We start from the raw sequence: 1,136 nt of genomic DNA, 5'->3' as shown, positions 1-1,136 counted from the left end.
GGTAGGCGTGGGCCAGGTCGTCCAGCAGGATCCGCCAGGACAGCCCGTCGACCACCAGGTGGTGGGCGATCAGCGCGAGCCGGTCGTCGGTGCCGGGCGGGCCGGAGAACAGGTGGGCGCGCAGCAGCCGGCCGGCCGACGGGTCCAGGCTGCGGTGCAGTTCGGTGCAGACCCCGGCGATCGTCCCGGCGATCGCGTCCGCCGCGCGCGGGATGCGGGAGTACGACACCGGGTCGAGCTCGGCCACCGCCCGGGGTTCGCCGTAGCCGTCCGGGGAGAGCGGGCGGCGCAGCGCCGGGTGGCGTTCCAGGACGGCGGTGACGGCGGCCGTCAGGGCGACCGGGTCGACGGCGGTGCGGCAGCGCAGCAGGACCGACTGGTTCCAGTGCCGCGGGTCGTCGAGGGACTTCTGCCGATACAACCAGCGCTGGGCCGGGGCGAGTTGGCCGTTCCCTCCGCCACTGCGCGGGGCCGGGAGCGAAGGGGCGGCGGGCACCGCGGCGCGGGCCAAGGCAGCCGCGGTCGGGTGCCGGTAGAAGTCCTCGTAGGCGACCCGCCGGCCCGAGCGGCGCAGGAAGGCGATGGTGCGCATGGCGAGGATGGAGTCCCCTCCGAGGCTCAGCACATCGGCGTGCGGCCCGACGGCGGGCACTCCGAGCGCGCCGGCCCAGAACCGGGCGATCTCCCCGACCGGACCGTCCTCGGCCCGGTCGTCCTCGGCCCGGTCGCCCTCGGCCGTCCCCGTCGGCTCCGCGCGGGCCTCGACCAGTTCGGCCACCAGCTCGCCCAGCCGCCGCCGGTCCAGCTTGCCGTTCGGGCCGACGGGGAACTCCGGCAGCACCAGGATCGGCTGCGGCACGGAGTAGCCGGGCAGCCGGTCGCGCAGGAACGCGGCCAGGCCGTCGACCTTCGCGCCCTCCAACAGCCGCACGGCCCCGAGCAGTTGGCCGCCGATCGCGGTCTCCCGCAGCAGTGCCGCCGAGCGGGCGACGCCCGGGTGGCCGTCCATGGCCCGCTCGACCTCGGCGAGGTCGACCCGGTAGCCGCGGACCTTCACCTGGCGGTCCACCCGGCCGAGGAAGACGAGGTCGCCGTCCGCCCGCCGACGGCACAGGTCGCCGGTGCGGTACATCGTC

At 76.3% G+C, this 1,136-nt stretch carries 1 protein-coding gene; it reads right to left on the bottom strand.

Going from position 1 to position 1,136, the window contains the following annotated elements:
• The coding region (locus J0670_RS38470) for a condensation domain-containing protein (RefSeq protein ID WP_243438111.1) at positions 1-1,136 on the bottom strand (1,136 nt) is incomplete at both ends.

Origin of the sequence: Streptomyces sp. FH025 (assembly GCF_017427025.1) — a bacterium.
Classification (GTDB): Bacteria; Actinomycetota; Actinomycetes; order Streptomycetales; family Streptomycetaceae; genus Kitasatospora.
This window is presented reverse-complemented; position numbering and strand designations above follow the sequence as displayed.